This is a genomic window from Exiguobacterium sp. s5 (genome assembly GCF_018618075.1).
GTDB lineage: Bacteria > Bacillota > Bacilli > Exiguobacteriales > Exiguobacteriaceae > Exiguobacterium > Exiguobacterium mexicanum_A.
Map to the genome: position 1 here is coordinate 155,085 of NZ_JACSLK010000001.1, position 26,259 is coordinate 181,343.

General features: G+C 54.3%; 30 protein-coding genes and 2 riboswitches. Of the genes, 17 read left to right on the forward strand and 13 right to left on the reverse strand.

Annotated elements, in window-relative coordinates; genetic code table 11:
- Positions 1-13: 13 nt before the first annotated feature.
- Positions 14-115: riboswitch (SAM riboswitch) on the reverse strand.
- Between the two features lie 205 nt (positions 116-320).
- A riboswitch (SAM riboswitch) is annotated at positions 321-423 on the forward strand.
- Positions 424-504: 81 nt separating this feature from the next.
- From mtnK to KNP60_RS00935, 5 genes are read left to right on the forward strand one after another with little or no spacing between them, the layout of a single operon-like run.
- The gene (gene mtnK / locus KNP60_RS00915; protein ID WP_214796591.1) at positions 505-1,659 is read left to right on the forward strand and encodes an S-methyl-5-thioribose kinase; all 1,155 of its coding nucleotides are present in this window, start codon (positions 505-507) and stop codon (positions 1,657-1,659) included.
- Positions 1,656-2,690: an S-methyl-5-thioribose-1-phosphate isomerase gene (mtnA, locus tag KNP60_RS00920; protein WP_214796594.1), complete on the forward strand. Its 1,035-nt coding sequence runs from the start codon at positions 1,656-1,658 to the stop codon at positions 2,688-2,690. Before mtnK ends, mtnA begins: the two co-directional genes overlap by 4 nt.
- Positions 2,683-3,759, forward strand: coding sequence for a sugar ABC transporter substrate-binding protein (locus tag KNP60_RS00925; RefSeq protein ID WP_034779430.1), 1,077 nt, complete (start codon positions 2,683-2,685; stop codon positions 3,757-3,759). The genes mtnA and KNP60_RS00925 overlap by 8 nt, the downstream gene beginning before the upstream one ends.
- Positions 3,759-5,132 (forward strand): sugar ABC transporter ATP-binding protein, encoded by a 1,374-nt coding sequence (locus tag KNP60_RS00930; RefSeq protein WP_214796596.1) that lies wholly within the window; start codon positions 3,759-3,761, stop codon positions 5,130-5,132. The genes KNP60_RS00925 and KNP60_RS00930 overlap by 1 nt, the downstream gene beginning before the upstream one ends.
- 1 nt (position 5,133) lies before the next feature.
- A complete protein-coding gene (locus tag KNP60_RS00935; protein ID WP_052090187.1) occupies positions 5,134-6,135 on the forward strand; it encodes an ABC transporter permease in 1,002 nt (333 codons plus the stop codon).
- Between the two features lie 9 nt (positions 6,136-6,144).
- On the opposite strand, the gene KNP60_RS00940 is transcribed toward KNP60_RS00935, so the two are convergent.
- Positions 6,145-6,630 carry a GNAT family N-acetyltransferase gene (locus KNP60_RS00940; RefSeq protein ID WP_214796598.1) on the reverse strand — a complete coding sequence of 162 codons (486 nt, stop codon included), beginning with the start codon at positions 6,628-6,630 and terminating at the stop codon, positions 6,145-6,147.
- A gap of 79 nt (positions 6,631-6,709) precedes the next feature.
- Between KNP60_RS00940 and KNP60_RS00945 the strand changes: the two genes are divergently transcribed.
- The gene (locus KNP60_RS00945) at positions 6,710-7,090 is read left to right on the forward strand and encodes a VOC family protein (RefSeq protein ID WP_034779425.1); all 381 of its coding nucleotides are present in this window, start codon (positions 6,710-6,712) and stop codon (positions 7,088-7,090) included.
- A 28-nt stretch (positions 7,091-7,118) separates the two neighbouring features.
- Here KNP60_RS00945 and KNP60_RS00950 read toward each other — a convergent pair whose 3' ends face one another.
- Entirely contained in the window at positions 7,119-7,424 is a 306-nt protein-coding gene (locus KNP60_RS00950; RefSeq protein WP_138858700.1) for a winged helix-turn-helix transcriptional regulator, read from the reverse strand.
- A gap of 117 nt (positions 7,425-7,541) precedes the next feature.
- Here KNP60_RS00950 and KNP60_RS00955 point away from each other — a divergent pair, with 117 nt between their 5' ends.
- The 7 genes from KNP60_RS00955 (at position 7,542) to KNP60_RS00980 (ending at position 12,722) form a co-directional block, all read left to right on the forward strand.
- Positions 7,542-8,033 (forward strand): lactoylglutathione lyase family protein, encoded by a 492-nt coding sequence (locus KNP60_RS00955; RefSeq protein WP_021066026.1) that lies wholly within the window; start codon positions 7,542-7,544, stop codon positions 8,031-8,033.
- A 2-nt stretch (positions 8,034-8,035) separates the two neighbouring features.
- Entirely contained in the window at positions 8,036-9,016 is a 981-nt protein-coding gene (locus KNP60_RS00960; RefSeq protein ID WP_214764414.1) for a zinc-binding dehydrogenase, read from the forward strand.
- Positions 9,017-9,066: 50 nt separating this feature from the next.
- Complete coding sequence (locus KNP60_RS00965; RefSeq protein ID WP_214796600.1) at positions 9,067-10,176, forward strand: threonine aldolase family protein; 1,110 nt, start codon at positions 9,067-9,069, stop codon at positions 10,174-10,176.
- 168 nt (positions 10,177-10,344) lie between these two features.
- Positions 10,345-11,541, forward strand: a complete 1,197-nt coding sequence (locus KNP60_RS00970; protein ID WP_483299259.1) for an NAD(P)/FAD-dependent oxidoreductase — start codon at positions 10,345-10,347, stop codon at positions 11,539-11,541.
- A gap of 18 nt (positions 11,542-11,559) precedes the next feature.
- Positions 11,560-12,117, forward strand: coding sequence for a hypothetical protein (locus tag KNP60_RS00975; protein ID WP_214796605.1), 558 nt, complete (start codon positions 11,560-11,562; stop codon positions 12,115-12,117).
- 79 nt (positions 12,118-12,196) lie between these two features.
- Positions 12,197-12,319, forward strand: a complete 123-nt coding sequence (locus tag KNP60_RS15555) for a helix-turn-helix domain-containing protein (RefSeq protein WP_285800867.1) — start codon at positions 12,197-12,199, stop codon at positions 12,317-12,319.
- 31 nt (positions 12,320-12,350) lie between these two features.
- A complete protein-coding gene (locus tag KNP60_RS00980; protein WP_021066029.1) occupies positions 12,351-12,722 on the forward strand; it encodes a YidH family protein in 372 nt (123 codons plus the stop codon).
- Between the two features lie 42 nt (positions 12,723-12,764).
- On the opposite strand, the gene KNP60_RS00985 is transcribed toward KNP60_RS00980, so the two are convergent.
- The 5 genes from KNP60_RS00985 to KNP60_RS01005 all read right to left on the reverse strand — a co-directional run bounded on the left by KNP60_RS00985 (position 12,765) and on the right by KNP60_RS01005 (position 17,750).
- A complete protein-coding gene (locus KNP60_RS00985; protein ID WP_214796607.1) occupies positions 12,765-13,265 on the reverse strand; it encodes an SRPBCC family protein in 501 nt (166 codons plus the stop codon).
- 77 nt (positions 13,266-13,342) lie between these two features.
- Entirely contained in the window at positions 13,343-15,634 is a 2,292-nt protein-coding gene (gene gshAB, locus KNP60_RS00990) for a bifunctional glutamate--cysteine ligase GshA/glutathione synthetase GshB (protein WP_214796609.1), read from the reverse strand.
- Positions 15,618-16,967: an MATE family efflux transporter gene (locus tag KNP60_RS00995; RefSeq protein ID WP_353048625.1), complete on the reverse strand. Its 1,350-nt coding sequence runs from the start codon at positions 16,965-16,967 to the stop codon at positions 15,618-15,620. Before KNP60_RS00995 ends, gshAB begins: the two co-directional genes overlap by 17 nt.
- Before the next feature lie 112 nt (positions 16,968-17,079).
- Positions 17,080-17,544, reverse strand: a complete 465-nt coding sequence (locus KNP60_RS01000) for a hypothetical protein (protein ID WP_214796611.1) — start codon at positions 17,542-17,544, stop codon at positions 17,080-17,082.
- The gene (locus KNP60_RS01005; protein WP_021066034.1) at positions 17,541-17,750 is read right to left on the reverse strand and encodes a helix-turn-helix transcriptional regulator; all 210 of its coding nucleotides are present in this window, start codon (positions 17,748-17,750) and stop codon (positions 17,541-17,543) included. The genes KNP60_RS01000 and KNP60_RS01005 overlap by 4 nt, the downstream gene beginning before the upstream one ends.
- 119 nt (positions 17,751-17,869) lie before the next feature.
- On the opposite strand from KNP60_RS01005, the gene KNP60_RS01010 reads away from it, so the two are divergent.
- Positions 17,870-18,802, forward strand: a complete 933-nt coding sequence (locus KNP60_RS01010; protein ID WP_214796613.1) for a ring-cleaving dioxygenase — start codon at positions 17,870-17,872, stop codon at positions 18,800-18,802.
- Positions 18,803-18,824: 22 nt separating this feature from the next.
- Here the strand turns inward: KNP60_RS01010 and KNP60_RS01015 are convergent, their stop codons facing one another.
- Entirely contained in the window at positions 18,825-19,265 is a 441-nt protein-coding gene (locus KNP60_RS01015; RefSeq protein ID WP_021066036.1) for an RrF2 family transcriptional regulator, read from the reverse strand.
- A 190-nt stretch (positions 19,266-19,455) separates the two neighbouring features.
- Here KNP60_RS01015 and KNP60_RS01020 point away from each other — a divergent pair, with 190 nt between their 5' ends.
- The gene (locus KNP60_RS01020; RefSeq protein WP_214796615.1) at positions 19,456-20,556 is read left to right on the forward strand and encodes a globin domain-containing protein; all 1,101 of its coding nucleotides are present in this window, start codon (positions 19,456-19,458) and stop codon (positions 20,554-20,556) included.
- Between the two features lie 60 nt (positions 20,557-20,616).
- Here KNP60_RS01020 and KNP60_RS01025 read toward each other — a convergent pair whose 3' ends face one another.
- From KNP60_RS01025 to KNP60_RS01045, 5 genes are all read right to left on the reverse strand, one after another.
- Complete coding sequence (locus tag KNP60_RS01025) at positions 20,617-21,156, reverse strand: hypothetical protein (protein WP_214796617.1); 540 nt, start codon at positions 21,154-21,156, stop codon at positions 20,617-20,619.
- Between the two features lie 328 nt (positions 21,157-21,484).
- A complete protein-coding gene (locus KNP60_RS01030) occupies positions 21,485-21,898 on the reverse strand; it encodes a DUF350 domain-containing protein (RefSeq protein ID WP_021066039.1) in 414 nt (137 codons plus the stop codon).
- Positions 21,895-23,118, reverse strand: coding sequence for a glutathionylspermidine synthase family protein (locus KNP60_RS01035; RefSeq protein WP_214796619.1), 1,224 nt, complete (start codon positions 23,116-23,118; stop codon positions 21,895-21,897). The genes KNP60_RS01030 and KNP60_RS01035 overlap by 4 nt, the downstream gene beginning before the upstream one ends.
- On the reverse strand, positions 23,115-23,480 hold the full coding sequence (locus KNP60_RS01040; RefSeq protein ID WP_021066041.1) for a hypothetical protein: 366 nt from the start codon (positions 23,478-23,480) through the stop codon (positions 23,115-23,117). The genes KNP60_RS01035 and KNP60_RS01040 overlap by 4 nt, the downstream gene beginning before the upstream one ends.
- Positions 23,477-23,935: a hypothetical protein gene (locus tag KNP60_RS01045; protein WP_021066042.1), complete on the reverse strand. Its 459-nt coding sequence runs from the start codon at positions 23,933-23,935 to the stop codon at positions 23,477-23,479. The genes KNP60_RS01040 and KNP60_RS01045 overlap by 4 nt, the downstream gene beginning before the upstream one ends.
- A gap of 103 nt (positions 23,936-24,038) precedes the next feature.
- On the opposite strand from KNP60_RS01045, the gene KNP60_RS01050 reads away from it, so the two are divergent.
- Positions 24,039-25,070: an ion channel gene (locus KNP60_RS01050; RefSeq protein ID WP_214796621.1), complete on the forward strand. Its 1,032-nt coding sequence runs from the start codon at positions 24,039-24,041 to the stop codon at positions 25,068-25,070.
- Positions 25,070-26,197: a YfbR-like 5'-deoxynucleotidase gene (locus KNP60_RS01055; protein ID WP_034779389.1), complete on the forward strand. Its 1,128-nt coding sequence runs from the start codon at positions 25,070-25,072 to the stop codon at positions 26,195-26,197. Before KNP60_RS01050 ends, KNP60_RS01055 begins: the two co-directional genes overlap by 1 nt.
- Positions 26,198-26,259: the final 62 nt, after the last annotated feature.

Below are 26,259 nucleotides of genomic sequence, written 5' to 3' on the forward strand. Positions count from 1 at the left end.
ATAAAAAAATGAACTCTTATCTCTCAGCTTACGCTGCAAGAATTAGCACCGTGCCATTTCTGGTCGGTTGCTGCGACATCATCGGGCTTGTCCCTCCGTCTGCTCTTGATAAGAATGTGATTTGAAGTTGTGAAATTTAATTGAATTTTTGCACAGAATCGTCACATCGTCAATTCCTTTTTTTCCAAAAAAAATATTTTGGAAAGTTGTTTCCATATATGCACAAAAAAAGACGAAGGTGCACCGAGAAAATGACGTTGACAATTGTGACGTCGAGTCCGTAATATTCAGCACATAAGTTCACCGAATCGAATAAACCACTCTTATCGCGAGTTGGCAGAGGGAATTGGCCCGATGACGCCGCAGCAACCGACCACTAGGCACGGTGCTACATCCACCAGACGAATGTCTGACAGATGAGAGGAACAACCAGTTTGGCTGTGCCTCTTTCTCGCGGAGAAAGGGGCTTTTTTTGTGGGCAACGTACAGGAAGGGGAAAACATTATGTCATATCAACCATTTACAGAACAGACCGTCGTCGAACATGTGAAAACGTTGGGGTTAATCGAAGACGGAGGCATCACGCATTGCGAGGAGATCGGGGACGGCAATTTGAACCTCGTTTTCCGCATCCGACAAGGCGAAACGAGTCTCATCGTCAAACAGGCGCTCCCATACGCGAAAGTCGTCGGCGAAAGTTGGCCGCTCACGCTCGAACGGGCGTGGATTGAACAGTTGGCACTCCGTGAGTTTGCGACGGTCGCGCCGCGGTTCGTCCCGGCCGTCCTCGGCAGCGATCGGACACTCGCCTACACGATTATAGAAGATCTGTCTGATTATGAGATTGTCCGCACCGGTTATTTGAACGGGGAGAGCTATCCGGAACTCGCCCGCCATGTTGGGGAATTTTTAGGCGAGACGCTGTTCGCGACGTCGGATTATGCGGCCGGACCGATCGCGAAGAAGCGGATTGAACGTGACTATTACAACCCGGAACTGTGTGACATCACCGAGAAACTCATCTTCACCGACCCGTTCAAAGACGCGGAGTCGAACAACATCGAGACGGCGCTGCGAGAAGATGTCGAACGCCTTTGGCAAGACCAAGCGCTCAAAGTCGAGGTGACGAAACTGAAAGTCGGCTTTGTCACGAAACATGAGGCACTCCTGCATGGAGACTTACATACGGGCAGCATCTTCGCGACTCAACAAGAGACGAAAATCATCGATCCAGAGTTCGCGTTTTACGGACCGTTCGGTTTCGACCTCGGCCAAATCATCGCCCATTTGACGCTGTCGACGTTCCATGACCCACTCAAGCGCTTCGAGCGTTTCACGGACGTCTTGACGGTGTGGGAGACGTTTGAGAAGACGTTTCGGGCCAACTTTGAGCGCGCCGTCGAGCCGTTCAACACGATTGGTTTTGTCGACGAGTTGTTGCGGACGATTTTCAGCGACACGATCGGCTACGCCGGTTGCGAGCTCATTCGCCGTGCCGTCGGACTGGCCGGTGTCGCCGATCTCGAGACGTTGCCGGAAGCGACGCGGCTCGAACGAAAACGTGACGCGCTCGCTCTCGGGACGGCGCTCATTAAAGAACGCCACAGCGTCGAATCGATTGACGACTTGGTGACGCTTTTGTCGGGGGTGCGCGTATGACGGTCCAAAACATCCGTTTCCATCCGCAGACGAACGAACTCATCGTATTGGATCAGACGTTGTTGCCGCACGAAGAGCGTTACGTGACGATCGAGACGCTTGAACAGGCCGAACATGCCATCGAGACGCTCCAAGTCCGCGGCGCCCCGGCCATCGCATACTTCGGGGCGTTCGTCCTCGCCAAAGAGGCGGGCCGGTTAGTCGACGATCCGGACTTTACGCGTCGGCTCGACCTCGTCGGACGCCGCTTGATCGCGACCCGGCCGACGGCGGTCAATCTGCAAAACGTGATCGAATCGCTCCTTGATTTAAATGTCGGGGACGACTTCGAGGCGATTGCCGAGGAAATCAAACGCCGCGCCATCGCTTTGTACGACCGGGACGTCGATACGTATCGGGCCATCGGCGAGCATGCACTGACGGTGTTGCCGGCCGGGGGGAACGTGTTGACGATTTGCAACGCCGGTGCCATCGCGACATCGCGTTACGGGACGGCGCTCGCCCCGTTTTACGTTGGAAAAGAACGCGGTGTATCCTTCAACGTCTTCGCCTGTGAGACGCGGCCGCTCCTGCAAGGGGCACGCCTCACCGTCTGGGAGCTCGACCGGGCCGATATCGACGTGACGCTCATCACCGACAATATGGCGGCTTGGACGATTCAGTCGAAACGAGTCGATGCCATCATCGTCGGAGCCGACCGCATCACACGGACGGGGCACGTCGCCAATAAAATCGGGACGTTGCAGCTCGCCGTCCTCGCCAAGCATTACGGCATCCCGTTCTATGTCGCGGCGCCGCATTCGACGTTCGATTTGACGGCGGATGACACGATTGAAATCGAGGAGCGGAACCAGTCAGAAGTGACACATATCGGCGGTCAACCGACGGCGCCAGTCGGCATCACCGTCTTCAATCCGGCGTTCGACGTCACCACACCGGACCTCATCACCGGACTCATCACCGAGGCGGGTGTATTCGAACCGACAGAAACCGCCATCACACATCATGTAGGGGGAACGATTCATGTCTAAAAAACTATTGATTTTATTATTCACATTCGTCTTGGCGCTCGTCGGTTGCACGAACGAGCAAGCGGCTCCATCGAAGCCGGCCGAGAAGACGGCAGAGACGAAACCCGTCTCGGTCTCGAACGGGACGTTGCCGAAAGATATCGACGTCGCCCTCATCATGCAGATGTCGATTGGGACGTTCTCGTCGCAGTATATCAATGGGGTGACGGAACAAGTCGAATCGTTCGGCGGCAACGTGAAAGTGTACAACGCCGACAACGATCTGTCGAAGATGGCGAGTTACGTCGACACGGCGACGACGCAAGGCGTCGATGTCATCTTGATTGACCATGGACGCGCCGATGCATTGAAAGAACCGGTCCAACGCGCACTCGACAAAGGCATCAAAGTCGTCGCGTTCGACAATGATTTGACGAACGACGGGGTGACGGTCATCGACCAGGACGACTATTCGCTCGCTTGGCGTTCGCTCAAGGCACTGGCCGAAGATTTGGACGGCGAAGGCAAAATCGTCACGATTTGGGTCGGGGGCTTCACACCGATGGAACGACGCCACACGATTTATGATGCGTTCTTGAAACGCTACCCAGGCATCACGGAAGTCGCCAAGTTCGGTTCGGCGACGAACAATACGGCGCTCGACACACAGAGCCAGATGGAAGCGATTTTGAAGAAGTATCCGGAAGGCGAGATTGATGCCGTATTCGCGATGTGGGACGAGTTCGCCAAAGGAGCGAGCCGTGCCATCAAACAGGCCGGACGCGATGAGATCGCCGTCTATGGCATCGATTTGAGTGACGAAGACCTTCAACTCATGCAAGAGGACGGCAGCCCGTGGAAAGTGACGGCGGCGACGGATCCGGCTGAAATCGGACGAATCCAAGTCCGTTACGCGTATCAAAAACTGGCGGGTGAAGAGACGCCGTCGATTCATTCGGTCGATCCGTATCTCGTCGACCGTGACGTCTTGCCGGACGAAAAAGTGACGATGGACGACCTCGGCCAATACGTCCCGAACTGGGGCGCGTCAGACGCGGCCTGGTCGGACTGGATGAAAGGGACGGACTGATGTTACGGTTGGAACGCGTCACGAAACGTTATGGCGACGTCACCGTGCTCGACGATGTCAACTTCACGCTCCGACGTGGCGAGATTCATGGCTTGCTTGGATTGAACGGGGCCGGAAAGAGCACGCTCGTGAAGCTGTTGAGTGGCGCCATCACCCCCACATCCGGGACGATCGAGCTCGATGAGACACCGGTCACATTCACACCGGCCGAGGCGATACGCCGTGGGATCATCACGGTGTCGCAAGAAGTCGATGACGCCCTCTATCTCGATTTACCGATTTATGAAAACGTCGTGCCGTGGCAGGCGGTCGAACGGATTCGTCCTCGTGAGCTAAAACAGCGAGCGGCCACCTACTTGGAGCGCGTCGGACTGGATCTTGATGTGACCGAACCGGTCGGACGATTCCCGCTCAGCGTCAAGCAACGTGTCTTGATTGCCCGGGCGCTCGCGAGTGATGCGGCCTACCTCTTGCTCGACGAACCGACGGCCGCACTGTCGACAGATGATGCGACGTCACTGCTCAAATTACTGCAGTCGCTCGCAGAGGACGGTGTCGGCATTCTTCTCATCACGCACCGGTCGGACGAACTGTCGCGCGTCACCACGACGACGACGTTCCTCCGGGACGGGCGCATCGCTTACGAAGGGCCATTTCAGGCATTGTCAGAACAGGAGATCCATACGTATTTGAGCGGATCCGACATGGCAGAAGCGGTAGCGAAAGCCGTTCCGGAAACCGAGATGCGGATTCAGGCAGAGCTCACGTTACCGACGTTTGGGACGAGGTTGTCGTTCACGGCGTATAAAGGTGAAGTCGTCGGCATCGGCGGCGTCACCGGGAGCGGGAAGACGGAGTTGATCGAGGCGCTATTCGGTCTCTCCGGTGTCGAACAACAAGTGACGTTGGAGGGGAAACCAATCAAGATTCGTGAACCACGTCAGGCGGTCCGGTCCGGGTTCGCCCTCGTACCGGAAGAACGCCGGAAACAGGGGCTTTTCCTCGACGATTCGATTGAACGAAACGTCCTCGCGATTGAAGGGAAGGCGAACGCGGTCACACGCGTCTTGGCCTCGCTGCGAGTGAGATACGACCAGGTCGGGCAACCGGTCCGAGAGCTGAGCGGGGGGAATCAACAAAAAGTCGTCCTCAGCAAATGGCTCCTCGAGGACCGGGACGTCTATTTGCTCGACGAACCGACGAAAGGCGTCGACGTGACGGCGAAACGGGATATTTATGAACTCGTCACCCGCCTCGCGAAAAGTGGAAAGACTGTCATCTTCACCTCGAGCGAACCGCATGAATTAGAATTGGTCGCCAACCGGACGCTTTGGCTCGACCGCGGCCGTTGGCAACAGAAAGGAGGGGTTTAACATGGCCCAACTCGTCATCAAACAACGCACGAAACGCTTCAGTGGCATCGGTCAATACGGGACGTTGTTCGCGATTCTCGCACTCATCGCCGTCTTCGGCGTGACGAACGACCAATTTTTGACGTACGCGAACTTCAGCGACATCATCAAGTCCGTGTCAATCGTCTCGCTTCTCGCCCTCGGGGTGACGTTCTCGCTCATCGTCGGCGGATTCGACTTATCGGTCGGCTCGACGGCGAGCCTCGCGACAATCGGGGCGGCGTCGAGTCTCGTGTTACATAGTCAAGAACTGCTCGTCGCTTTGCTCGTCCCGATTGCCCTCGGCGTGCTCGTCGGGCTGTTGAACGCGCTCGTGACAATCAAGTTCCGGTTACCGGATTTGCTCGCGACGCTCGCCATCATGTACGTCATCAACGGGGTCCAATTGACGTATACGAAAGGTTTTTCAATCTACGACAACATGCCGATTGAAGGAGGGACGGCACCGGGACGATTCATCCCGTCGTTCCTCTTCATCGGCCAAGGCTCGATTGGTCCCGTTCCATTCGTCGCCATCTTGATGATTCTCTTCTTCGCCGGAGCCCATCTATTTTTGACGTATTCGAAGACGGGACGCGAATTTTATTACGTCGGCTCGAACGTCGAGGCGGCCCGCCGCTCCGGCATCGCCGTCACACGGATCAAACTGTACGCGTACGTGTTGAGCGGTCTGTTCGCGGCCATCGGCGGCATCATTTTGGCGTCGCGCATCGGTACCGGACAAGTATCGGCCGGAGCACCGCTCCTCATGGACGCCGTCGCGGCCGCATATATCGGCTACGCCGTCTTCGGGACCGGGCGACCGAACGTCGTCGGTACGTTGATTGGTGCCATCTTGATTGGGATTTTGCTGAACGGGCTGACGATGTGGGACGTGCCGTATTACGCCCAAGACATCGTCAAAGGGGTGATTTTGATTGCGGCGCTCGGCTTGTCATACATCCAAAAGAAACAGCTCACATAGGAAAAGTCCTCAGAACGGTTGGTTCTGAGGACTTTCTTGACGTTCCATTTGGATGAAAGTGAACGTGCTCCCGTTCGTCGGTTGTGGAAACGAACCGGTCTGCGTGAACCCGCACGACTCATAGACACGGATTGCCCGCACGTTGAAGGCGGCGACGGACAAGGTGATGCGATGAGGTGAGTACGTCGCTTTGACGAAGTCGAGAATCGATGTGACGAACGCTCGTCCGCTCCCGTTCCCGGTCAAATCGGGCTTCATGCCGAGCCCGATATCGACCGTCTCGGCATCCGCTTGCGCGACGCTCACGAAGCCGACCAATTCCTCGTCTGAGGTGATGGCGAACACCGACTGTTCGCGCTGTTCGACGTCTAAAAATTCGGCCAAATCGTCCTGGTCGGCCTCCATATCATAAAACGCATAATCGCCTTCGTAATGCCACGTGTAGGCGATCGTTTCCGCCTGTGGCTGGGTCAGGACAGCGAATTGATGGGTCATTTGAATTTCCTCGTTTCACGAGCAGGATGTAGTGCTACACTCATCATAGCACCACCAACTTGGAAAATGAGGTGATCACATGGGAATCAAGCTAGATATGATTGGCATCGTCGTCGAAGACATGAAACGGGCGCTCGATTTTTACCGTTTGCTCGGCCTGTCGATCCCGGAAGCGATGGATGGGGAAGCGCACGTCGAAATCGATGATGGCGGTGTCCGGCTCGCCTTCGATACGGTCGAAGTGGCGGAATCGGTGTATGGGGAATGGAAACCGGCGACGGGGCACCGGGTCGAACTCGCCTTCTTGTGCGACAGTCGGGATGAACTGGATGCGCGCTATGAAGCGATCGTCGGGCAAGGCCATGCCTCGCACCGCGAACCGTGGGATGCGTTTTGGGGACAACGTTACGCCATCGTCATCGACCCGGACGGAAACCTGATCAGCCTATTCGCGGCATGACAAAACCCGCGCCGGATTCGGCGCGGGTTTATTCGTCGTGTGTCTCGCCCCAAGAGCAGAGCGCCTTCATGGCTGGTTGCAGGCTGAGTGCGTCCTCGGTGAGCGAGTATTCGACGTGAAGCTGTTTCTCGGTCGAATAGTCGATGCGGCGGACCATGCCAAGTTGTTCGAGTTCACGGAGTTGGTCGGTCAACACTTTACGGCTGACGTCAGGGATGGCGCGCTGAATCTCCGAGAAGCGGCGCGGGCCGTTCTCGAGCGTACAGTACACTTGAGGCCGCCATTTACCGCCGATGATGTCGAGCGCCTTATTGACGGGGAACGGGGTCGTCATGTTCAATTCGCCTCGCTTTCGGGTAGTTACTTGAATGTGCGTACTTTTTTTATTGCTTCGATGAAGGTATCGTATCGTTATCCATCAAATTGAGCAAACAAAAAGGAGCGGATGACAGTGACATATCCACGTACATTCTCACATATCGGGCTATCGGTCCCGAGTGTGACCGAAGCAGTGAAATTTTATGAGGACGTGATGGGCTGGTACACCATCATGCAACCATCGGACGTCGTCGAGGACGACTCGCCGATCGGTGTCATGTGCACGGACGTATTCGGACCGGGCTGGGGCAGCTTCAGAATCGCCCACATGTCGACGGGTGATAAGATTGGCATCGAGCTGTTCGAGTTCCCAAACAATGAGAAGCCGGAGAATAATTTCGAGTTTTGGAAGACGGGTATTTTCCACTATTGTGTTCAAGACCCGGACATCGAAGGGCTCGTTGAGAAAATCGTCGCCCATGGCGGAAAACAACGGATGCCAATCCGGGAATATTACCCGGGCGATAAACCGTACCGGATGGTGTATTGTGAAGACCCGTTCGGCAACCTCGTCGAAATCTACTCGCATTCCTATGAACTGACGTATTCGGAAGGAGCGTATTGAGCATGAAGGCTTGGCTACTTGATCAACCTGGATTAGAACATCTACACATCGGTGAGGTGGAGCGGCCGACACCAGATGCGGGCGAACTGCTCATCAAAGTCGAAGCGGTCGCGTTGAACCCGGTCGACTATAAAGTCGGCACGAACGGCAACCCGAACTGGTCGTACCCACACATTCTCGGCGTCGACCTCGTCGGGGAAGTCGTCGAAGTCGGTTCGAGCATCGCCAATATCATTACCGGTTCACGTGTCGCCGTCCATACGAGTCTTGGAAACAACGGCGGCTTCGCCGAGTATGCGGTCGTCGATGCGCGTGCTTGCGCCGTCGTTCCGCCGGAAGTGAGCGACGAGGCCGCTGCGGCCATCCTCTGTGCCGGCATGACAGCGTATGAGGCTATCATGCAGAAGTTGAACACGCGCGACAAAGAGACGATTCTCGTCCACGCCGGAGCGGGAGGAGTCGGTGGTTACGCGATTCAACTCGCCAAAAAACTTGGGCTTAAAGTGTTCACGACCGCATCGCCGGAAAACTTTGACTGGGTCACATCACTCGGTGCCGATGTCGCCATCGACTACAACGTCGAGGACGTGACGGAGAAAATCATGGAACTGACAGACGGTCGCGGTGTCGACCTGATTTTGAACACGGTCGGACGCGATGTGGCGACGGCCGATCTCGACCGGCTCGCATTCAGTGGACAGCTCGCTTATATCGCCGGTCCACCTGACATGTCGAACATGAAAGGGTTCACGCTGTCACCGTCGATTCATGAAGTCGCCCTTGGTGCGGCCCATGCGAGTGAGAACGAGCGGGCCATCCGTAACTTGTCGTATATGGCCGAAGAGATGATGAAGCTGCTCGAGGCGGGTGAATTGAACGACCTCGTCACGGACGTCTTGCCGTTCGAACGGTTAAAAGATGGTTTGGAACAGCTACAAACACGCAAAGTGCGCGGCAAATTAATCGTCCGCATGCGCGACTAACTTGGGAGCCTCCTGTCTGTAGACAGGGGGCTTCTTGTGGAGGGAATGACATGGATTTACGGACATCATATCAACAGACGTCGTATCAACTGAGCGGTCACGGGAAACGGACCGTCGGCGTGTTGCAGCAGGCGTTCGCCGAGGTCGACCCGAATCAGGCGAGCGACCACTACGGGACGGGCGAGGTCATCGCGCGCTTCGAGCAAAAAATGGCGCAAGAACTGGGCATGGAGGATGCGATTTTCTTCCCGAGCGGCACGATGGCACAACAAATCGCCTTACGGATTTGGGCGGACGAGACCGAAAATCGAAACGTCGCCTATCATCCGCTCTGTCACTTGGAGATTCACGAACAGGACGGGTTGAAGGAGTTGCATCACCTCGAACCGATTTTAATTGGGGACGACGACCGGTTGATGACGCTCGACGAAGTGAGGTCGTTACCGGACGTCGCTTGCCTGTTGATCGAGTTGCCGCAACGGGAACTCGGGGGCTATTTGCCCCCGTTTAAAGAGCTTGAGACAATCAGTCAGTATTGCCGGGAGCGGGGGATTCGTCTGCATCTCGACGGAGCACGCCTTCTCGAGACGCTCCCGTATTATGGGAAGACGGCGGAGGACGTATGCGCGCTGTTCGATAGCGTCTACATCTCGTTCTACAAAGGCATCGGCGGAATCGCCGGGGCCATCTTGGCCGGACCTAAACCGTTCTGTGCCGAGGCGAGAATATGGAAGCGGCGTTACGGCGGTGATTTGATCGGACTATATCCATACATCATCCCGGCCGACTATTACTATGAGCTACGGAAAGACAAGATGGGGACGTATGTCGAACAAGCCAAAGCTCTCGCGCACCGGTTCAATGCGCTTGACGGGGTGTGGACGACACCGGACGTGCCAGTGACGAATATGTTCCATCTTCATATGAACGGCAGTACGGAAGCTGTTTCAAGTTGGATCGAACGTGTCCAGACGGAGACAGGCATCGGCATCACTGGTTATGTCGTGCCTCATGACGGATATTGTTCGACCGAGATCAGTATCGGTGACGGCTTTTTAGAGGTTGACACGGCGCGGCTCGACAGATTGTTCGAGGTACTTTCCATCAACAATAACAACCTCCCATCGAGGAACGATTTTTCGAGTACAGATAAAAAATAGAGAGGCAGAGTGAGAATCATTAACCCTATTATACCCCCTATGGTATAATAGGGTTAATCCATATCGTCCGTGGAAAGATTTATCTTATTAAATGTATGCGCTTTCAATTCGGGTGAAGATGTGGGGGAATTCACTGGTTATCATTTATAGAAATGAAAGGGGAACTGCATGATGCGTACACATTATCGAGTCGTCATCGTCGGAGCCGGTACCGGAGGGATCAGCGTCGCCGCTCGCCTGCTTCGCGAAAAACATCATTTAGTCGATGAAGTTTTGTTGATTGATCCTGAAACGAAACACTACTATCAGCCGCTTTGGACGCTCGTCGGAGCAGGCGCAGTAGAAAAAGAAGAGTCGGAGCGGGACATGGCGACACTTATCCCAAAAGGTGCGAAGTGGCTTCAGGACAAGGTGGTCAGCTTCGACCCAGAAACCAATCAGGTCGAAACCGCCGTCAATGGGACGATTCACTACGATTACTTGGTCGTCGCGTCGGGGATTGAGATCGATTGGGGTCGAATCAAAGGGTTAGAAGCAGCGCTCGGCACGAAACAAGTATGCAGCAACTACTCGTATAAACACGTCGACTACACGTGGGATACCCTTAGGGGTTTTGAGGGCGGTACCGCGTTGTTCACGCACCCGGCATCACCCGTGAAGTGTGGCGGAGCCCCACAAAAAATCATGTACTTGGCAGAAGACTATTTTGTGAAAACAGGTGTCCGTGATCACAGTAAAATCGTCTTCGGGTCGGCCAACCCGGCCATCTTTGACGTTGTTAAGTATCGGGAGGCGCTCGAAAAAGTACTCGAACGAAAACGGATTGATACACATTTCCGCGTCAATCTGATCGAGATTCAAGCGGATGACAAACTGGCCGTCTTCGAGAATTTGGATAGTGGTGAAACGTTCGAAGTGCGCTATGACATGATTCATGTCACGCCACCGATGCAAGCACCGGCATTCATTCGAGAGAGCAAGCTTGCAGACGCGGGTGGATGGGTCGATGTCGATATGTACACGCTTCAACATAAACAATATAAAAACGTCTTCGGACTCGGCGACTGCACGAATTTACCAACGTCGAAGACAGGGGCTGCGATTCGGAAACAAGCGCCCGTCGTCGCTAAAAATGTGAGCGATCTCATGTATGGTCAAGTCCCGGTCGCGTCGTATGATGGTTACTCGTCTTGTCCAATCGTCACAGGTTACAACAAGCTCATCTTGGCCGAATTCGATTATGAAAAAGTACAACAAGAATCGATGCCGTTCAATCAGGCGAAAGAACGGCACAGCATGTACATCTTGAAAAAAGACTTTCTTCCGGTCATGTATTGGAACGGGATGTTGAAAGGGACGATGTGAAAAAAGGGAGAGAAGACGATGGAACATACCACAACAAAAGATCAGACATTAGAATCTGTTTTGACGCGGCCGGACGTCGAGCAAGCGCTCGTCTCCCTCGTCGAACGGTTGCCCGAGATTGAAAAGTCGCTGCGCCGCCTCGAAGACGCCGTCGATTTCGGGATGGCGACGATGAACGACCAGCACGTGAAAGACAAACTCGACACGCTCCTTGACTCGTCGAATTTACAGGTCGAGACGCTCGAGGCTGCGGTCAAGCTCGCCGAGAAGTTGCCGATGTTGCTTCAGGTGACGAATCAGCTTGAACAGGTGCTCGCTTTCGCACAAGACGTCTACGCGGACGAGCAGACACGAGAATTGATTGGTCAACGGGTCGATGAATATGTCGCACCGGTAAAAGAGAAAGCCGACGTCACGCGCGCGATGCTCACAGAAATCCGAACACGGGCCGAAAGCGACGACCGCAACATCACGTTGTTCTCGCTCCTTCGTTGGTTGAAAGAGCCATCGGTCCAGCACGGGCTCAAGTATATGCAAGCGACGGTCGACGTATTGTCTGAACAAACAAAAAAATAATGAATTCGGCCGGACGTGGATGCATCACGTCCGGTTTGTGTATTCACAATAGTTGGCATCATTTACCCGCGGGGATATGATGGAAGAAGAAAGCGAACCGGAAGTGATACGTTTGACGATGCTCGGTTGCGGCAATATCGAGATTGGAGAGACACTTGGCATTAGTCTGAAGCCGATCGCGTTATGCTTAAAAAACGGTTGATCGACGATGACAGCTAGAAAGAGGGAGAGTTATGAAACTTGATTTAGAGAAGACGGTCGATTCGCAGTACATCCAGCAACATCTCGCCAACGAGCGGACGTTTCTCGCCTGGATTCGGACGGCGATCACCGTCATCGGAATCGGCTTTCTCGTGACGAATTTCCACTACTATCGAAGTGAGAATTTGAGCGGGGCCGAGCACCAATTGATTACGGCCATCGGCATCTTGTCGATCATCTTCGGGATCGCGACGATCCTCGTCGGGACCCGGTCGTATTTGAAAAAGGTGCATACGATCAACTCTCAGCAGTTCAAATCGGCGAAGATGAGCCTCGTTGCGCTCGCCATCGGGATGGTGTTCATTTTCACGTTGATTTTGATTGTCAGCTACTTCTTATTTTAATGAAACAAGCACCGCTCCTCGGATGAGGCGCGGTGCTTCTTGTTATCGAGAGATGATGGCGTCGAGCCGTTCGAGCTGCGAAGAAAAGCCTTCGACGGCCCCCATCTCGACGACTTGCTGGAGCGACTCGGCGTCCGTGAATTCGGAGCGGCTGATGAACAGCGTGCCGTTTGGGATATCGATGAACTCATTGGTAATTGTCATGACGGGAAGTTCTGGATTGACGTGCCCGTCTGCGTCCGAGAACGCATCCGTGTAGACGATTTTTCGATGCGAATCAATCTCGAGAAACGTCGATTTCCCCCAGGACTCCATACCGTAATAGTCGCCTTGATCCTTGTCGACACATGTCATTTTGTAATGCCACGTGCCTCCAGGTTCGAACTCGAACGTTCGAATCTCTGTCTTCCATCCGGCCGGTCCCCACCAGGATTCGAGGTGGGCCGGTGTTGAGAATGCCTCGAACACGAGCGCACGCGGCGCGTTAAAACTGCGTTCGACAACTAATGTGTTGCCTTCGATTTGAGACTTTACTTTTTCCATTGGAAAGACCCCTTTCTCGAGAAAGAAGATACATCTGTCTAATCAATGTAGTCTCTATTCCCGATTCAGGGATTTGTTCAACCTTTTCCGTCAAATAACAAATCGAGCACGGTCTCGCCAATCGGTCGTTCCTTGCCTTCGTAAGGGAAGGCGTGGATATGGATGGCCGGATTGAAGTTCAGCTCGATGATGCCATAGTCGATATCTCCATCAAGTGAGGGAATCATCATGTCGACGCCGCAAATCGTCGCGCCGATTGCTTTTGCTGAATCGACCGCAATCTGTTTATAGAAGTCGGCGATTCGGTCCGTATAGTCGATGCTGTCACCGCCTGTGCTGATGTTTGAGTTCTCACGAAGGAAGACGAGCTCACCATCGGCGAGGACACTGTCCGGTGTCTTGCCTTGAGAACGGAGGAAAGCCACGACGATGTCATCGATGTCGATTTTTTCGAGCGGTGTCTTATAACCTTTGCCCCGGAGAGGATCCTCATTTTTTTTGGCGACGAGCTCACGGATCGTCGACACACCGTCCCCGGTCACGTTCGCCGGGACGCGGTGTAAAATGCCTGCGACTTCGTCTCCGATGACGAGGAAACGATACTCTTTCCCGGGCAGGAACGTCTCGAGCAGGACAACGTCGTCAAACGTACGGGCGTGACGGAACGCCTCGAGCGTCTCGTCGAACGTCGTGCCGTCCTTGAAGATGTGGATGCCGATGCCAAAGTTCGTCGATTTCGGTTTCAAGACGATCGGCTGGTTCGCGAACGTAGACCAGGCGTCTTGTAAATCGACTTCACTCCGGAGTTCGACCCCGCTCGGCACCCGGATGCCCTGTTCGGCGAGTATGTGTTTCGTTACCGTCTTATTTTCCATCATGAGGACAGCGACGTAGTTATCTTTCGACGTCTTCGTCGCTTGTTTGACGTACTCGGTCTGGTTACCGTTCCGGATTCGGATGAACTGATCATCCCGGTCAATCACGTCGACGGCATAGCCGCGTTTCAAGGCCGCCTTCATCAAAATCTGCGTCGACAGCTCCATATCCGTGTAGCCGTGCATCCGGAACCGGTTAGCGTACGCGTCTTGATAGAACACTTCGGCTTGACGGAGCGACCAGTCCGTATAGCCATCTGTCGTCATAGCGGTGGTGAGCCGCGACGCGTAAGTCGCCTCGACACGGTCGATCCGATCCCGGACAGAGGCGAAGACATCATCGAACCCGAGTGCGTATCGGTCATTGAACGCTTCAATCTCGTCGAGCAAATCGCGTGCGTACGTCTGAAGCGGCACCGCCTCGCCATCGCGGTACAGCAAGAGCGTTGGGGATAGGCCTTCTTTCGCCACGCGTTGCTGGTTGTGGAACGCCTCGGCTTGCCAGTCCGTAAATCGTGTCTCGTCTTTCAACGTCAAGTAGAGCAAGAAGACGTGCAGGAACTTCAAGTCGGACAGGGCGATGCCGGTCTTCTCGAACGGGTTGAGGTCGATGTTACGAATCTCGACGTAATCGATGCCGTTCGTCTCCAGTCGTTCCAAGTCATTGCCGCCCCGTGACGTTTTCAGCCGAATCGGAGAGTAGAGCTCGTTCGGGTTGGCGAGGTCACCTTGGGCGATGAAGCGGCGCACGCTCGCGGTGTAGTCCGAGAGCGTTGAATAATCCGGATAGAGCGGCTCGACATTCGTGTAGCCGCAGTCACTATTCCGGTACGACAACGCCGTCGTATTCGAATACACGTCCTCGCTGAGTGCCTGCATTTGACTGACGCAACGTTCTTCATAGCTCGTATGGACAGCCGGTGTCCCGCCTAACAGATAGACGACGAGCCAACGCGTCCGTAAATAGTTGCGGACGAGTTTTAAATACAGGTCGTTCTTGAAACGGTCGTAGCGTTCCGGCGACCCTTCATAGAGGGCGGCAATCAATTCGTCTGCGAACGAGAAGTTGAAATGGATGCCCGAGATGAGCTGTTTCTTCGCCCCGTATTTTTGGAGCAGGTGTTCCCGATAGCGGCCGGCCTCGAGTCCTGAATTGCCGAAATCCGCGAGCGGGATGACCCCGCCGTCCGGAAGCGCGCACGGCATCGACTGTGGCCAAAGCCGTTCATCGCCGATGTTCAGTGCCGTGACGTCGTACAGTGTTTCTAAGAAATTGTGCGCCGCTTCGACGGTCGGAAACGTCGGGGTGATCAGTTCAATCTGACTTTCCGAGAAGTCGGTCGTGATATACGGGTGCGTCGCCTTGTCACCGAGTCCTGCCGGATGCTTCGTTACGGCGAGCGTCCCTTCAGGTGTCACGCGGAGCATTTCACGCTCGATGGCGAAACGCCCGTGCAACAGTTGTTTGCTTAGTTGATTAAATCGCTTCTGCAAGGGAAGTCACTTCCTTTTTCATTAGTCGGACATAGAGGACGGAGACGAGCCCTTTGACGATGCTTGAGATGGCGATGCTCCACCAAATGGCATCGAGACCGAGATAGGGCTCGAGGGCAAGCGCGAGCGGGATGCGGGCGACGGTGAAGACGATTGAGATTGTCGCTGGGATCTTCGGCAGACCGAGCCCTGAGAAATAACCGTTCCCGATCATCTCGAAGGAGGCGAAGATGAGCGAGATCCCGATGATTCGTAAATAACTCGCGCCGATTTCGATCGTTCTCGGATCATCGACGAACAGCCCGATCAGGACGTCCGGTACGAATAAAAACACGAGGGTGATCAGCCCGGTATACAAGACGCCGAGCCGCGTTGTCACCCGGTAGCCCTCATGGACCCGGTCGACTTTGCGGGCGCCGAGATTTTGTCCCGTGTAACTCGCGATGGCGCCGTTCAGTCCACCGATCATCATATAGGCGATCGACTCGATTTGAAGCCCGATGCGCTGGGCCGCGATCGCTTCGGTCCCGTATGAGCCGATCATGCGAGCGAGGAAAATGCTGATGACCGTGAACAAGACGCGCTGGGTCGCCATCGGGAAACCGAGGCGAAGAATCTCTATATAGTCCGTGCGATTTGGTTCGACGGTCTCCTCCCAATCGAATAAAGCGCGGGCCCGGTGCCAGAAGAAACCGAACATGACGACGTTCGCGACGAGCGTCGCGAGACCGGCACCGACGACGCCGAGTCCGAGCGGATAGATGAAGAGCGGTGACAGGATCATATTGAGCGTGACCCCGGTCGCGTTGATACGCATTGCCGTCGTCGTATTGCCATAAGCACTGAACAGACGGGCGAACAGCAAGTTGAAGAACGAGAACACGAGCATCGGTGCACTGACGAGCAAATAGTTGTACGCCAATCGTTCGACAATCGGTGCATTCATGTTCAAAAATCCGATGAGCGTCTGGCCGAGTACAGCGAGAAGGACGACGAACAACAGTCCGATCCCGAGGTTCATTCGCCTCCCGGCCCGGACGTAGCGCTGAATCAACTCTTGATCCCGCCGCCCGACGGCTTGCGACACTTTGATGCCGGCGCCGACGACGATGAGCGATTGAATCGCCTGACCGAGCATGATATAAAAACTGGCCGCGCCGATGCTGGCGACGGCGTCGCTACCGAGCGCGCCGACCCAGAACATATCGACGAGACTATAGGTGAACTGTAAAAGCGAACTGCCGACGAGCGGAAGGGCGAGCGCCACGATGACGCGTTGAACCTGACCGGTCGTCAAATCGATGGTTTTCACGATGAAAGACTCCTTCAACACATTTAGTATATAACCATTTAGTTATATATAAGCACGACGTGACCGAATTCGCAATCGTAGGGAACGACTCGACGAAAAATCGACACAAAAAAAGGAATTCGAGGTGAATTCCTTACTGGGTGTAGGCGCGGATCCAAGTCGTCATATAGACGAGCGTCGAGATGATGAGTGTCGAGGCGAGTGCGTAAATCGGATAGGCTGGGAGCGCGTTCTCGAACAGCGGATAAAACATGAACGATGCCATGAGGAGCGGTACGGTGATCCCGAACGAGACGTAGGCCGCTTTCGTCGCTTTTGCCGTGATGATTTGTTCCCGCTCGTCGACTTCGCTAAATTCCGTCATCCGGACCGACCATTGGCCGAAGCTCATGTTTTGGTTCGGGCGCGTCTTGAACGAATAGACCGTCCAAACGATGAAGAAGCCGACTAACAGCAAGAGCGGCAATAAGTTAAACTCAATTTCGAATCGGTCGGTCTCGATGACGGTCGACACGTCAGATAAGAACGAACTGAACAGAAAAGCCATCAGGACATACAAGATGATGCTGGAGATGGATTGGATGACGACGTGTTTCAATTTGTTTCCTCCTCGATTGTGAAAATAGATTCGACCGGTTCCTCGAACACGCGGGCGATTTGCATCGCCAGCAGAAGCGACGGGGTGTAGCTCCCTTTTTCGAGCGAGATGATCGTCTGTCTCGTCACACCGACCTTGGCTGCCAAGTCGCCTTGGGTCAATTGATGCCGGGCCCGCAACTCTTTGACGCGATTGATTAATGGCATGCCGCCACCTCATTTCTTATTTCTATCTTTATTGTAAAGTAAACTTTACTTAATGTAAAGCTAACTTTACTTATTTGTGGATGGTACAATATAATCAAAGTCGAAAGGGGAGAAGTCGGATGAAGGCGATTATAGGACAACATCACGTGTCGGCGATGACGGGGGACGCGTTGAAGAATTTGCGATTCTATACGGAGGTCCTCGGGATGCGGCTCGTCAAAAAGACGGTCAACCAAGACGATCCGTCGATGTACCACTTGTTTTACGCAGATGAATCGGGGACACCGGGGACGGATTTAACATTCTTCGAGCTACCGTTTCTCGGACAGACGTATAAAGGATCGAGCAGCATCTCACGGACGGCGCTTCGGGTGCCGAATGGGGCAATGTCGTACTGGCTTGAGCGATTTTCGGAATTCGGTGTACTTCATGATCCGGTAGAGGATGTGCTCGGTCGTCCGACGCTCTACTTCGAAGATGAGGAAGGACAACGGCTCTGTCTCGTCGAGGGCGGGTCAGGGACGCCGTGGCAAAACGGACCGGTACCGGCAGACGTCGCCGTCTTCGGCCTCGGATTTAGCGAGTGGACGGTGCGGCGAATTGAGAAGACGGAACGGGTGCTGACGGACGTGCTCGGATATCGCTTCGTGTCTGAGTTCGAGCGAAACGGTCAATCGGTTCGTGTGTTCGAGACGGGGGATGGCGGTGTGGCGACAGAGATTCATCTCGTCGACCGTCCCGATTTGCCATCGGAGCGCCCGGGCCGGGGTAGTGTCCACCACGTCGCGATCCGCGTCGAGGATGATTTGGAGATGGCGCGTTGGGTCGAGCGGCTCGATTCATTTGGCATCAGTCACTCTGGTCTGATCGACCGTTATTATTTCAAATCGATTTATTTTCGCGAACCGAGCGGGATTTTGGTGGAACTCGCCACGGACGGACCTGGTTTTACGACCGACGAATCCCTCGAGACGCTCGGGGAACGCTTGGCCTTGCCGCCGTTTCTCGAGCCGCGACGAGCCGAGATCGAAGCCATATTGAAGCCGCTATAACAGGAAAACCCGACAGACTATTTCAGTCCGTCGGGTTTTGTATGCCTAGCAACATGGCCAGTTCGTTCGTCCGGTTGGCGACGAGATCGGCAATCGTGTAGCGGTCGAGCACGTGCAGGAAGGCGAGCATCGCCTCGTTCAAGACGCTCCGCAAATCGCATGCGGGCGCGATGACACATCGTCCCTCGCCGAAACATTCGACGAGCTCGAACGGTTCCATCGTCCGGACGACGTCGCCGACGTTGATGTCCTCCATCGGTCGGGCGAGCCGGAAACCGCCGCCACGGCCGCGCACCGATTCGAGATAACCGTGCTTGCCGAGCTCATAGACGACTTTCATGACGTGATTCTTTGAAATCTGATATTGATCCGCCACTTCTTGAATCGTCACGAGACGATGGGAGAATGTGGCGCTATACATGAGTGTTCGGAGTGCGTAATCGCACGTTTGCGTGAGCCGCATGATGTTTCACCTCTTCATCCGTTCATTGTACAAGACATCTGACGAAAGCGCGACGATGGAAGATGTGAAAAAAGCGTGGCGGATTCAAGGCGGAAATTTGAACTTGTGTCTAAACAAGTATTTTATATATTGCTTTTGAAGTGACTTACCTCACATAATGGACGTGTACTTTCAAAAAGGGGGAAACAATATGTTAGATCAACAAACCATGGATATCGTCAAAGCAACAGCACCGGTCTTGAAAGACCACGGTGTTGCCATCACGAGTCACTTCTATAAGCGCATGTTCGAAAACAACCCAGAAGTCCGCCACTTCTTCAACCATACGAACCAAAAACGCGGTCGTCAGCCAGAGGCGCTCGCCAACGCTGTCTACGCGGCAGCCGTCCATATCGATCGTCTCGAAGCGATTCTTCCGGCCATCCAACCGGCGCTTCATAAACATAAGAGCTTGAACATCCGTCCGGAACATTATCCGATTGTCGGCGAGAACTTACTCGGCGCGATTCAAGACGTGCTCGGTGAAGCAGCCACGCCGGACATCATTGACGCGTGGGCGAAAGCATATGGTGTCATCGCCGACGTCTTCATCTCACTCGAGAAACAGATGTATGCCGATGCGCCATGGATTGGTTTCAAACCGTTCACGGTCGCTGAAGTGATCGAAGACACGCCGGAAGTGAAACGATTCCGGATCAAAGCGAACGATGGCGTCGTCGGGACGGCCATCCCAGGTCAATACATCTCGGTCCAAGCTCGTATCGCTGGGGAAGACATCTTGCACCATCGTCAATATAGCGTCGTCGAGACGACAGAAGACGGTTACTGGATCGCTCCGAAAGCGGAAGGGCTCGTCTCAAACTGGCTCCACGGGCAGACGGTCGGCACGGAAATTCCAGTGAGCGCGCCGGCTGGTGAATTCGTGCTTGAAGACACGGACCGCCCGCTCACACTCGTCGCTGGCGGGATCGGTATCACACCGCTCTTCAACATGGCGAAAACGGCACTCGGCCAAGGGCGTTCAGTCACGTTGTTGCACGCGGTTCGTAGCACGAACCTCCGTCCGCTCGGTGAAGAGCTCGATGAACTCGTGAACGCTGGTCTTCAGCTCATCACGCACGTCGATGACGTATCAGGCTGTATGAGTGCAAAACAACTCGAAGCACTTGATGTCGAGGGACACGACGTCTACACGTGCGGTCCGACCGCGATGATGGAGACGGTCGTCCAAACGATTCCACAAGCCCGTTACGAGTTCTTCGGTCCATCGGCCGTACTTGCCAAAGCATAAGAAAAGACGACTGCCAAAACAGTCGTCACATCACCGCAGACCGGTCATCGGTTTGCGGTTTTATAATTCTTCCGCATGCATCACATTTCTGTCGCCGTCGAGCGTCTCAAGTGTCTCGAATCTACCCCGTTGTGATTCACCGAGCGTGATCAAGTAAGACATGACGTACCCTTCGTCTCGAGGGTCGTTCACGGTGTATGTCTCGCTCCAATCCGAACCGCTCAGTCGCACGTAAGCCACATCTTCCGGTTTTTCGTTGAAGCGAATCCCGATGTATTCATCAGTCGTATTGCCAAAGTGAATCGAATCGAACGGTTTTTCTTCAATCGTGTCCCATGTCGACACGCTGAAGCCTCCATCTGAATTCATGATACCGAGACCGAGAATCGTCTCGTCTTCATTCGTAAATAAGACGACGGTGCTGCCTTCTACGTATGTGTACCAGCCTTGGGCGGTCATGTGCTCATGCAGTTTTTGTTGCGCCTGTGCCAAAGGTTGTTTTCGTTGCTCGTCCTGATAATACCCGACGCCGGCCGTGACCGAAATCGTGATGACGATGAGCATGCCCATCAGCAATAGTACGAGTCCACGTTTTGACATTTTTCTCCCCCTTGCCTCGATTTTGATTTCAGATTAATGAATGGTGTCGAGAACTTGCCCATGTTGTTTTAACGTTTGAAGGGTAAAGCTCTTCTTTGGGGCGTTATCTAATATGATGATGTGGGTTGTAGAAAAGTCGTCATCATCAATGGCGTTTAAAGCATGCCTCTCTTGATAATGATTGCCGGTTATTTGAATAAAGGCGACATCTTGAGGACGTTCATTTGCGAAACAAATGAGCAAAGCCCAAGTCAGTCTGCGTGTAGACGTTTCATTCTTCCTCTACAAGTACAGCCCATGCCTCTTTATGAGTGCATGGGCTGTTTGATTAGTACGTCAAGCTCGCGGCGACGATGATGCCGACGACGAGTGAGGCGGAGAAAAGGCTAATCCCGATGGCGAGGTTGCCGTTCTCGACTTCTTTCTCTAAGTTCACGCCTGGCGTCAGGACGTATTCAAACGTCCAGAAGGCGAGCACTTGAGCGAGAATCCCGACGAGTCCCCAGATGAAGGCGTCGAGCAGGTTGACGCTGTTCGCCCACACCGTGTAGATGACGATGGCGAGTCCGATCGCTTTCCCCCAAAGTTTCAAGGCGACGGCGACGTTACCTTCTTTAATCAATTTACGTTCCGAATACTTCGTCGTAAGGGCGAAGACGACAAGTCCGGCTAAAATCAGGCCAAACCCTGTGCCGAGGTGAGCGAGGAAGCTCAAGATGGAATCGAGCGTGATGAACGTCATAAGTTATTCTCCTTTGTTGTGCCGATGGCTAAGTAGTAAGACTGGTTGTTCGTAATCATGCTGCCGGCGCGGACGCCGAGAGCGGACGGATGGCCGTTCAAGCAAAAACAGCCGACCATGTAGTGCGTCTCGAGCGGACCGTTGACCGTGTTCGTCAGACGGGTCGGTAGCTCGATGAACTGTTGATACACCGCCGTCTCGTCCGCGTACGTCTGGAGTGTCTCTTTATGGAACGGGACACCGGCTTGGTCGTAGAGGATGACCGAGTCGCCTTCCCGGCCGAAGGCGGGCTTTTGCACGTACGCGCTCTGGCCGATAAACGGCTCGGCCTCGAGATACGTCGGTAAAAAATAAGTCTCGATGATGGAACGTTCCGCTTCGTCGAAATATGTATCAGCCTCATACAGTTCCCAAATGAGCGCTTGGACGCCTTTGGACTGCATGAGAAACGCCGAGAGCGGATTGAGCAGCGAGACGTGTTTGGCCGCGTTCAGTTCGAGCAGGCGGATGCCAATCAAATCACCATTGGGTGCCCGGTCGTCGACCAGATGCTCGATCGGGTACGTCTGACGATATAACACGTCGACTTTTTCCCCGGACGCTGTGAAGACGCCGTCCGCCTCGACGAGCAATCGGTCGAGCGGGACGAACTCGGACGGCAAATCGAGCGTCTCTTGAAGGAAACGCGTCGTCCATTTGTCCTCGATGTTGTCATCGTGGGCCGTGAAGACGATTTTCGGTGCCCCGTCCCGGTCGAGTCGTTGCCACGCTGCGATGACGGCTTTTCGAAGTTCGGCCTTGAGCTCTTCGGTCGACGCCGCGTTCGGATCGTCGAGTCCGAATTCTGTCGTCACATAGCCGTTCACATCGAACAGTTCTTTGATGAACGTCGGTGTGTCGGCGTTGAATTCCATCAGTTTAAGCGTGTCGTCTTTAACGATCCAGTCATAGCGACCGATAATCGTCTCTTGCGGGAGCGCCTTGTCGCGCAGGAACGGCAGGCTCGCCTCAGGATAACCGAGCAGGCGGAGCGTATCGTCCGGGAGCGTCCGAAGCAGACGGTTCGTCTTGCGGAAAATCGCATCGACGTCACGCGTCGCCTCACGAATCTGCCTCACCGCGTCATCCGACATGGCGAGACAGTCGTAAAGGGCGTACTCTTCGTCGTTCAAGTCAGGCCAAAAGAAAGGGATTTGGCCAAACAGTGCGTCACGCTTCATCCCCCAAAGCCGCCTTTTGAGCCGCTGCCGAGTCCCGAGTTGGAGCCTGAGTTTGATTTGTTCGGGGTGATGCTGCTGGCGCCGCCGTTTGAGCGGTAATTTTTATATGCCGAGGAGTTCTTCAATGCACTCTTTGAATTGAATAGGCTACCGAGCAAGAAAAAGCTACCGAAGTGAGGCGAGCGATCATCGTCACAGTAATATGACTCCGTTTCGTCATCCCAATCCCAATCGTCACACTCGTAGCCGGTCGGTTCTTCCGGTAACGTCGCTTGTTCTGTTTCGTCGGTGCCACAAGCCGCTAACGATGCGGTCAAAACAGCAGCCGATAGACCGCTCAAGATTTTTTTGCTTGTCTTCATGTTGATTCCTCCAATGTATAACCTGTAGGGGTAACGTAAATGACATAGACGCCACGATCTTCGTCCGTCTCGGCCGAGTCGCGTTCATACTCTTTGCCGGCGACGTACAAGTATTGACTGCCGAGCATGGCGAGTGCGTCGAGATGCCGATCGACGTAATACGCCTCGAGCATCGGGTTGTCGAACCGGTCGTCGAGCGTCCGAATTTCCACTTTAATGTCGGTCGTCTCGTGCTTGTCGACGGGCCCTTCCGTGTAGCGGTCGACGTAAATCAAGAAATATTGCTCGCCTTCGAGCGCCGATGAGCGCTGTTTGTAGGTCATGCCGTCCTTGACGAAAAATTCGCATTCGCGGCGGGCGAGTACTTCATCGAGGCCGAGCGATGTATAATGGTAGAGTGGCTCGAACGAAAGTTCATTTTTATAGAGTCGATATTCTAAAACGATTGAGTTCATGACGTCGTCCTTTCTTTTTTCTTTCTATACGAAACCGAACGTAAGGTGGTTTCGTAAATCAAGTAAGTTGTCTCTAGTATATAGGAAAAGGAGGGGTTTTTCTGTGCATATCTTTTTTCGTGTCTGGCGCGGATTATCGAAATTATCGTTTTTAAACGTCGTCTTGGCATCACTCGTCATCATCTTGACCGGTACCGTCCTCGGATTTGTGCTTGAACCGGAGACGTTCCCGTCGATGTTCGACTCATTCTGGTGGACGATGACGACGCTCACGACCGTCGGATATGGTGACTTTTTCCCGACATCGGTCGCGGGACGTTGGCTCGGGATTTTCTTGTTCCTGTTCGGGATTGGGATTATCGGGGCGTTGATTGGAAAACTCGTTGAAGTCGGTGCGACGTTTCAACGGTTAAAACGGGAGGGGAAGTTAGTGTATCGAGGAGAAGGGCATTACGTCTACATCGGCTGGTCGCCGAAGACAAAGAAAGCAATCGATGAAGTGCTCATCTATGAGCCAAAGGCTGAGATCGTCTTGATTGATCAGTTGAAGGAAGAACCGTACGACCACGATAACGTTCACTTCGTCCACGGTGACGCGTCGGATGAGACGGTACTCTTGCAGGCCAATATTTTAAAGGCGCGCCGCATCGCCATCTTCGCGGATGCCCGCATCACGGAGACCCTCCTCGCCGACGGAAAATCATTGCTCATCGCGTCCGCGGTCGAAGCGCTATCGTCTGAACGCGGCGTCGATTTGCATACAGTCGTTGAGGTGTGCGAGGAACGGAACATCTCGAAATTCAAACACGTTCGGATTGACGACTTTATTCTCGCGAACGACTCGGTGTCACTCCTCATGGCGAAAGCGACGCTGCAACCGGGGACGACATCGATTTTCCGTCAGCTGCTCAGCAAACAGTCAGGCGGCAACATCCAGGCGCTCGCGCCGAAACCGGAATGGGCGACCATCCGGGATGCTGCCGAGAGCTTGTTGCGTCAAGGCGTGACGTTGATCGCCGTCAACGACCGTCTCGATTACGCGACAGTGCTCGATACACCGCTTCAAGCGAACGATATGCTGTACATCGTCTGTCACGATGACTCGTGGGAACGACTGAACCAAGGAGGAATTTGATGCATAACGGAACGTTTATCCGCAAGATGACACGCATGCAGAACGTGCAACGCTGGGACGAGTATGCGCCGCATTATCATGACAACGCGGCAAGCCACAGTTTCCGCGTCGCTGTCTTCAGCTTGATTGCCGCATACTACGAAGAGAACAAAGGACAGGACGTCAACTTGCTCGACGTGCTCGGCAAGGCGTTGTTCCATGATATGAACGAAGTGCAGACCGGCCCGATCATGCATCGGACGAAAAAAGAACCGACGCTCAAAGAACATATCGAACGGATGGAGCGGACGGCGAGTCTTGGCCTCGTCGAGTTACTGTCGCAGTCGCTGCGGCCGCATTTCTATCGTTTTCTCGTCGAGGCGGAGGACGACTCATTCGAAGGACGGCTCGTCGACGGCATCGACTCGTTCGACGCGATGCTGTTCGTGCGGCGCGAAGTCGGACACGGCTCGCCCCATTTCGTCGCGAAGCTTGAAGAGATGAAAGCAGCCCTGCGCAATCATCCGCTCGAATCGGTCCGCTGGCTCTACGAACAAGTCGAGGCGGAGACCGACGTGGCGACGTTCATCGAGAACGTCATGCGGATGGACAGCGTAAGGCGTTGGAAAGGCCGTTTCAATACGATTGACGATAACGACGCCATCCATGGATTCCGGGCGGCCGCGCTCGGGCTGTTCAGCGGCTTGTTGGAGCGCGAGAAGTATGACGTCGACGTCGATGTCGCCGAACTGACGGCCCGTCTTCTCTGTCACGACCTCGTCGAAGGGGTGACCGGGGACGTGCTCGGCCCGGTGAAACATTCGACCGCGGAGACCGGTGCGGCGTTCGAAGCATACGAACGAGCCGAGAGCGAGGCGTTGTTGTCGCTCCTGCCGGACTACATGCAGCCGGCGTTCCGCCGCTATATGGCCGATTCGAAAGATGACACGTATGAAGGCATGCTCGTCGATATGATGGACAAGCTCGACGCGCTCATCAAGATGAACATGGAGCGGAAGATGAACGGGGCCGAGTACGAGGTCACGTATCGGGAGCAGCTCCGTAAAGTGCAGATGCGTTACGAGAACCCGAGCATGTTGTTTTTCTTGGCGTACATCTTGCATGATTTAGATTATGTCACCAGTTAACGAGGTCGCAGACGAACCGTCTGCGGCTTTTTTATATCATTCATTGACATATATCATTCAAC

Excerpts from the sequence above, each read along its gene's own strand:
- KNP60_RS01005 (WP_021066034.1), bottom strand. The coding sequence starts at position 17,750 with ATGCCATTAATCAATCGCGTCAAAGAGTTGCGGGCCCGGCATCAATTG.
- KNP60_RS00935 (WP_052090187.1), top strand. The coding sequence starts at position 5,134 with ATGGCCCAACTCGTCATCAAACAACGCACGAAACGCTTCAGTGGCATC.
- KNP60_RS00965 (WP_214796600.1), top strand. The coding sequence starts at position 9,067 with ATGGATTTACGGACATCATATCAACAGACGTCGTATCAACTGAGCGGT.
- KNP60_RS00940 (WP_214796598.1), bottom strand. The coding sequence starts at position 6,630 with ATGACCCATCAATTCGCTGTCCTGACCCAGCCACAGGCGGAAACGATC.
- mtnK (WP_214796591.1), top strand. The coding sequence starts at position 505 with ATGTCATATCAACCATTTACAGAACAGACCGTCGTCGAACATGTGAAA.
- KNP60_RS00925 (WP_034779430.1), top strand. The coding sequence starts at position 2,683 with ATGTCTAAAAAACTATTGATTTTATTATTCACATTCGTCTTGGCGCTC.
- KNP60_RS00975 (WP_214796605.1), top strand. The coding sequence starts at position 11,560 with ATGGAACATACCACAACAAAAGATCAGACATTAGAATCTGTTTTGACG.
- KNP60_RS01010 (WP_214796613.1), top strand. The coding sequence starts at position 17,870 with ATGAAGGCGATTATAGGACAACATCACGTGTCGGCGATGACGGGGGAC.
- KNP60_RS01055 (WP_034779389.1), top strand. The coding sequence starts at position 25,070 with ATGCATAACGGAACGTTTATCCGCAAGATGACACGCATGCAGAACGTG.
- mtnA (WP_214796594.1), top strand. The coding sequence starts at position 1,656 with ATGACGGTCCAAAACATCCGTTTCCATCCGCAGACGAACGAACTCATC.
- KNP60_RS00930 (WP_214796596.1), top strand. The coding sequence starts at position 3,759 with ATGTTACGGTTGGAACGCGTCACGAAACGTTATGGCGACGTCACCGTG.
- KNP60_RS00970 (WP_483299259.1), top strand. The coding sequence starts at position 10,345 with ATGATGCGTACACATTATCGAGTCGTCATCGTCGGAGCCGGTACCGGA.
- KNP60_RS00985 (WP_214796607.1), bottom strand. The coding sequence starts at position 13,265 with ATGGAAAAAGTAAAGTCTCAAATCGAAGGCAACACATTAGTTGTCGAA.
- KNP60_RS01045 (WP_021066042.1), bottom strand. The coding sequence starts at position 23,935 with ATGAACTCAATCGTTTTAGAATATCGACTCTATAAAAATGAACTTTCG.
- KNP60_RS01035 (WP_214796619.1), bottom strand. The coding sequence starts at position 23,118 with ATGAAGCGTGACGCACTGTTTGGCCAAATCCCTTTCTTTTGGCCTGAC.
- KNP60_RS00960 (WP_214764414.1), top strand. The coding sequence starts at position 8,036 with ATGAAGGCTTGGCTACTTGATCAACCTGGATTAGAACATCTACACATC.
- KNP60_RS01030 (WP_021066039.1), bottom strand. The coding sequence starts at position 21,898 with ATGACGTTCATCACGCTCGATTCCATCTTGAGCTTCCTCGCTCACCTC.
- KNP60_RS01020 (WP_214796615.1), top strand. The coding sequence starts at position 19,456 with ATGTTAGATCAACAAACCATGGATATCGTCAAAGCAACAGCACCGGTC.
- KNP60_RS00950 (WP_138858700.1), bottom strand. The coding sequence starts at position 7,424 with ATGACGACCCCGTTCCCCGTCAATAAGGCGCTCGACATCATCGGCGGT.
- KNP60_RS01040 (WP_021066041.1), bottom strand. The coding sequence starts at position 23,480 with ATGAAGACAAGCAAAAAAATCTTGAGCGGTCTATCGGCTGCTGTTTTG.
- KNP60_RS00980 (WP_021066029.1), top strand. The coding sequence starts at position 12,351 with ATGAAACTTGATTTAGAGAAGACGGTCGATTCGCAGTACATCCAGCAA.
- KNP60_RS15555 (WP_285800867.1), top strand. The coding sequence starts at position 12,197 with ATGGAAGAAGAAAGCGAACCGGAAGTGATACGTTTGACGATGCTCGGT.
- KNP60_RS00945 (WP_034779425.1), top strand. The coding sequence starts at position 6,710 with ATGGGAATCAAGCTAGATATGATTGGCATCGTCGTCGAAGACATGAAA.
- KNP60_RS01015 (WP_021066036.1), bottom strand. The coding sequence starts at position 19,265 with ATGCGGCTCACGCAAACGTGCGATTACGCACTCCGAACACTCATGTAT.
- KNP60_RS01025 (WP_214796617.1), bottom strand. The coding sequence starts at position 21,156 with ATGTCAAAACGTGGACTCGTACTATTGCTGATGGGCATGCTCATCGTC.